General features: G+C 44.6%; 6 protein-coding genes. 3 read left to right on the top strand and 3 right to left on the bottom strand.

Features of this window, described 5'->3' with window-relative positions; genetic code table 11:
* Positions 1-60 precede the first annotated feature (60 nt).
* The gene (locus tag JGK07_RS32675; protein ID WP_325314809.1) at positions 61-807 is read left to right on the top strand and encodes a transposase; all 747 of its coding nucleotides are present in this window, start codon (positions 61-63) and stop codon (positions 805-807) included.
* 42 nt (positions 808-849) lie between these two features.
* Here JGK07_RS32675 and JGK07_RS32670 read toward each other — a convergent pair whose 3' ends face one another.
* Positions 850-1,581, bottom strand: a complete 732-nt coding sequence (locus tag JGK07_RS32670) for a DUF4058 family protein (RefSeq protein WP_293176764.1) — start codon at positions 1,579-1,581, stop codon at positions 850-852.
* Positions 1,582-1,653: 72 nt separating this feature from the next.
* On the opposite strand from JGK07_RS32670, the gene bchM reads away from it, so the two are divergent.
* Positions 1,654-2,340 carry a magnesium protoporphyrin IX methyltransferase gene (bchM, locus tag JGK07_RS32665; protein WP_293176766.1) on the top strand — a complete coding sequence of 229 codons (687 nt, stop codon included), beginning with the start codon at positions 1,654-1,656 and terminating at the stop codon, positions 2,338-2,340.
* Positions 2,341-2,593: 253 nt separating this feature from the next.
* Positions 2,594-2,986, top strand: a complete 393-nt coding sequence (locus tag JGK07_RS32660; RefSeq protein ID WP_293190086.1) for a DUF423 domain-containing protein — start codon at positions 2,594-2,596, stop codon at positions 2,984-2,986.
* A 102-nt stretch (positions 2,987-3,088) separates the two neighbouring features.
* On the opposite strand, the gene JGK07_RS32655 is transcribed toward JGK07_RS32660, so the two are convergent.
* Complete coding sequence (locus tag JGK07_RS32655; protein WP_293176772.1) at positions 3,089-4,183, bottom strand: hypothetical protein; 1,095 nt, start codon at positions 4,181-4,183, stop codon at positions 3,089-3,091.
* A gap of 483 nt (positions 4,184-4,666) precedes the next feature.
* Complete coding sequence (locus JGK07_RS32650; protein WP_293176774.1) at positions 4,667-4,828, bottom strand: hypothetical protein; 162 nt, start codon at positions 4,826-4,828, stop codon at positions 4,667-4,669.
* Positions 4,829-5,115: the final 287 nt, after the last annotated feature.

The raw sequence follows: 5,115 nt of genomic DNA, 5'->3' as shown, positions 1-5,115 counted from the left end.
ATTCTTTATTAAGCTTTGTTAAATACAGAAGGCGGTTGAAACCGCTACCGACTTATCCCCATGTCTAAAGCCAGGGGCTTGCGTCTCGCTCTTTGGTCAGTCAGCGTCCAGGTCAATACTGACGGTAAAAAAGTTTTAGGTATCGATCATGGTATCGATAATTGGTTAACCTGTGTCAGCAATGCGAACACAAGCTTTATTGTTGACGGAAAACATTTGAAGTCTCTAAATCAGTGGTATAACAAGCGAGTAGCTGCATTGATGGGTGGAAAGCCTAATGGCTTTTGGTCGCATCAATTAGCACGATTAACTGAAAAGCGCAATCGTCAAATGCGTGATGCGGTAAATAAAGCGGCCAAAACAGTTATCAATCACTGCCGAGAAAACCAAATTGGTACTGTTGTTTTTGGCTGGAATAAGGGTCAAAAAAATGGCGTAAATATGGGAGTAAAAATTAATCAGAAATTCGTACAAATTCCTACTGGTAGATTGAAAACTAGAATCTCTCAGCTCTGCGAAAAGTATGGAATTCGATTTACAGAAACAGAGGAAAGCTACACATCAAAAGCTTCATTCGTTGACAATGACTTCCTGCCTACAATCGGTGCAAAACCCGATGGGTGGAAAGAGTCGGGTAGACGAATTAAGCGTGGATTGTATCGAACTGGTTTACAAAACTGGTGTATTAACGCCGACTGCAATGGTGCAGCCAACATTATGCGAAAAGTAGCGACAATGCTAGGTTTTGACCTTAGCGGAGTTGGTAGAGGTGTCTTGACAGCGCCATTAAGGATTGCCATTTGGTAGTGTCTTAAGAATCCCCGTGCGTTCACGCCGGGGAGTGTCAAACTAAGCGCTGCTAACAGAAATTCGGTGTTCTCGGCAAGTTCGATCGTAAATATGATTTAATTCCACAGCCAAGCAAATCTCACCCCGCAGCCATAGCGGTACAACTGGAAGCGTGGAACCCACAGCTAAGTTTTCCTGCCAAATATCTAGGCATTGGTTGCCGTCTCGCTCGATCGGGCGATAAGCTGTAGCATAGAGATCGGCGTCGAAGGGCGAAGCAATTCCTCCCACTAGACGGGCTAACAATTCATTGTGAAGATTTGCCTTCCTAACCGTCACAACATCAACTATTACCAACCCAATTCCCTGTCGCAAATACGTCTCGCACTTTGACACAAAAGCACAGCGATGACTAGAACGATCTTTGTTGGCAGGACTTACTAATTCAATTGCACCTGCTAAAACCGGGCCACCTTCTGTGTTAAAAATATTGACTTGCACAGATTCTGCCACAGGTAAAAAAGGCACGCTTTGTGCTGGGGGCGACATCCAATTGTTTGGTAAATCTATTGGCAAATTAATTACCGTCTCTGGACAATCAAAGTCCGGTAGAGGTTCCTCAAAAGCTGCTACATCAATTTCAATTTCAAACTGCACGTTGGGTTCTGCAAAATAACCTTCGGGTAATTTGGCATTCAAGTCAGATGCAATATAAGTCGCCCAAGCATTGTGAAAGGCGTGCCAGTGACGGCGCGCTGACAGCGGCGGGCGGAAATGATCTTGTAGCACCATATTTTTTTAAGTTAGGGCTAATTAAAATTATAATGTCTAATCGTTGGCAATAACTCAGCAGCAGGCGGAAAGATGAATTTGGTAAATGACAAGGATATTGTCAAACAGTATTTTAACTCGACGGGCTTCGATCGCTGGCAGCGAATTTACGGCGACGGCAAAGTCAATAAAGTGCAGCTAGACATCCGCACCGGGCACCAGAAAACGGTGGATACAGTGCTTAGCTGGCTGCAAGCTGACGGCAATTTGCGCGGGCTTTCAGTCTGCGATGCCGGCTGTGGTGTTGGATCTCTCAGCATTCCTCTGGCTGAGGCTGGGGCAATTGTTTGTGCTAGCGATATCTCTGAAAAGATGGTAGCAGAGGCTTATGATCGATCGACAGCCGTTCCCGGCAAGATGTACAACATCTCTTTCGCCGCCCAGGATTTGGAAGCTTTAACCGGCAAATTTCACACGGTTATTTGTTTGGACGTGCTGATCCACTATCCTCAAAGTAAGGCTGCGGAAATGATCGCTCACCTAAGTTCGATCGCCCAATCGCGACTAATTCTCAGTTTTGCCCCCAAAACCTTAGCACTTACCGCGCTCAAAAAATTTGGCGAACTTTTCCCCGGCCCGAGCAAAACTACCCGCGCTTACCAGCACCGCGAAGCTGATATTATCAAAATCCTAGAAAGCAACGGTTTTGTTGTTAAAAGAACAGCCATGAATAGCACTAGCTTTTACTATTCGCGCTTGCTGGAAGCTGTACGCAAATAAACTAGAAATATCTGCAAAAAGCTGATTTATCATAAATAGGGTGTGCAGTACGTAGTTGCGCTTGGGCGCTCTTTCATGAAAGAGCGCTGAAGCGCAACTACGTACCTAGAGGAGCGATCCATATTCTGGGATTCATTGATAGGGAAACCGCAGATAAACGCAGATGATTTAAATATAGTTTGTGAATGAATCCAACTCAAGTATATTTATGTTCACCAATTACCAATTACCAATTGCCCATTAAAAAAATATTATGTCAACGCTAATCCTAACGCGCATTTTCATAGCAGCCGCAGCCGTATTCGGAGGTTTGTCGGTTGCGGGCGGGGCTTTTGCCTCCCACGCTTTGAAAAATCAATTGACCGATCGAGCTTTAGGCATTTTTGAGACCGGCGCCCGCTATCAAATGTACCACGCCCTGGCTTTATTACTCGTCGCTTTATTATTAAGCCGCGCCCCAGAGTCTGAAACCTTTTTTGCAGTGGCTGGATGGGCTTTTATTGTCGGCACAATCGTCTTTTCAGGCAGTTTGTACGCGCTGAGTTTGACTGACATCAAATGGCTGGGTGCAATTACCCCCTTGGGAGGAGTTGCTTACATTGTAGGTTGGGGATGTTTGGCAGTTGCTGCTTGGAGTTTTAAATAGAGATTGGCAATTACCAATGCCAAATCCCTCCGCGAGAACTCCGCTTTTCGACCCCATGCCCTATGCCCTATGCCCTATGCCCTATGCCCTATGCCCAATTCCCTAATTGTCAAAGACATCGCTGGAAAACATATCTGTCACAGTCCGCAAGTAAGGTAAAAATACCATAACATCGGCAGCCGGGAGGCGATCGGATATTTCCCAAAACAAAATTAGCAGCATATCCTGCACTAATTCCCAACTTACATGAAGTCTCGGGTACAGCATCACGCAGATTGGAAACAATTCTTGCTGTACCGGGCGAATGCTTTCTTCCAAAACGCACCAGCACAAATAACTTTGAAAAATCTCGACATCCCGAATGCCAGAAATTTTGACCTGCGGATCGGTCAAATAACCGCTGCTGCTGCGGTATCCTGGATGCTGGGAACTAGCCCGAGCGTACACTGCACTAGCAATCTGAGTTGTCTGCTGCAACAAATGCTGAACGGCTAAGAGAGCTTTTGAATTCGGGGTATGATCCGCCGCAGCCTCGTTAATCTCTCCGTGGGGAATGTGCAGATAGTCATCTATAACTTTTAAGTAGGGTGCAAATTCCGATCGCTCTGACTCCGAAAGGCATCCTAACAAGATTTTGCTAGTGTATTGAAACTCCAACGTCACAAATCCCAGCACTAACGGATCTGTGTCTGAGTATTTCCGTCTTACTTGGACAATATCTTTTCCCACCAGCACTGACAAGCGGAAAACAGGTTCCCTATCGCCGTAAGCGTCTATTGCTTTCCGATATAAGCTGCGAGTGTCGGCGACAATTTCTTCTTGATTAATTAAGCTAGGATCGATCGCGTGTCGCTCTATTTGTTCCCCTAAAACAGTCTCTACTTTATTCCAAGCTATCTGGCTGGCAACTTTCAGAGTATCTGTCAATTTGTCAACTATTTTGGCTCGATTGCCATCAAAATTGCTTAAATCTCGGCTCTCGGAGATTTGCTGATGTGTTTGGTTTTCTCGTCCCGCTACTGTACTGTAATATTTTTTTGCCCAGCTAACTGCCAAGGAAGAAATGCTAACTCCTTTAGCCCCTGGGATCTTGTGAATGTCCGATTCCGTAATAGCCTGTGACGCAAAACTGTCGTCCTGTTGCAGTTCGTCGCCCACCGATAAAAACTTTGAAGATAGTTGTGAAATACCAGCCATGAGAAACCTCGTTGTTTTATAAAGCCGTACCCGATCGATTCCCCTAATTTTTAAAGTTACTAAATATAATCTTCTGCATTTATACCCTGACAGTCATCCGCCATTGTGCTTAAAACTATGAGCCATTTGGCTGCACTGCATCCATCCTATATAACTTGCACGTTAATAACGCTATTTATTGTGCGCTCGATCACAGTCACTATGCGATCGTAACCGATTTTTTTTCTTTACCTGTAAAGACGGCAAAAATAAATTCAATTTGTTTTAAAAGCTCAGAATTAAACTCTAGTCTGCCTTGAAAAAACTGCTCTTTGAGATATTTTATCTTTGTTTTGTCGCTTATGTCGATCGCCCTACGTTCTCAAAGAATCTAGGCTACATCACGATCGAGCGGTGACTTTGATTGATTTATTTTTTTATGTGAAGCCCAAAAAATTTGTCTGACATTCGTTAGGAAACCCTAACACATTCAACGAGCGGCATTTATAAATAAATTATTAAATTTGAGATAACAATCAGATTTATTTGATTTTCGTTAATGCCATTGTCAGCGCGGTTTCTTGCGCTCAGTTTTTTTAGATTCCCGATCGCCCAACCACCATTCAAAACCGGAATCTCGATCGACTCACCAGATCGCTCCTGCATTATACGAAATCTGGCTGCTGCGAGTCGTCTGCCGGAGGTGGTAGCCCGTCCCTACAAGGATAGGATTAGGTTTAAGGGCCCCACGGGCGATCGATCGTTACAAACAGGATAGCCAGTGCATCTTTAAGGCTATGCCTTCGGGTAGGATTAGTAGGACGAGAGGAAGTGGATAAAGTCAGGAACTCAGGTCTAAGTGCGACTCGTTGATTGGCAAATCACGGTAAACAGTCCGTACATAGCTAATCCAACTCTAACCAACAACGGAAAAGAGTTGAACTCTCGGAGAT

It is taken from the genome of Microcoleus sp. PH2017_24_DOB_U_A, assembly GCF_020738205.1.
Taxonomy (GTDB): domain Bacteria; phylum Cyanobacteriota; class Cyanobacteriia; order Cyanobacteriales; family Microcoleaceae; genus Microcoleus.
Note: the sequence above shows the minus strand (reverse complement) of the source record. Positions and strands in the feature narration are given on the sequence as shown.

Coding starts and splice junctions, on each gene's coding strand:
- JGK07_RS32650 (WP_293176774.1), bottom strand. CDS start 4,828: ATGCAGGAGCGATCTGGTGAGTCGATCGAGATTCCGGTTTTGAATGGT.
- JGK07_RS32675 (WP_325314809.1), top strand. CDS start 61: ATGTCTAAAGCCAGGGGCTTGCGTCTCGCTCTTTGGTCAGTCAGCGTC.
- JGK07_RS32655 (WP_293176772.1), bottom strand. CDS start 4,183: ATGGCTGGTATTTCACAACTATCTTCAAAGTTTTTATCGGTGGGCGAC.
- bchM (WP_293176766.1), top strand. CDS start 1,654: ATGAATTTGGTAAATGACAAGGATATTGTCAAACAGTATTTTAACTCG.
- JGK07_RS32670 (WP_293176764.1), bottom strand. CDS start 1,581: ATGGTGCTACAAGATCATTTCCGCCCGCCGCTGTCAGCGCGCCGTCAC.
- JGK07_RS32660 (WP_293190086.1), top strand. CDS start 2,594: ATGTCAACGCTAATCCTAACGCGCATTTTCATAGCAGCCGCAGCCGTA.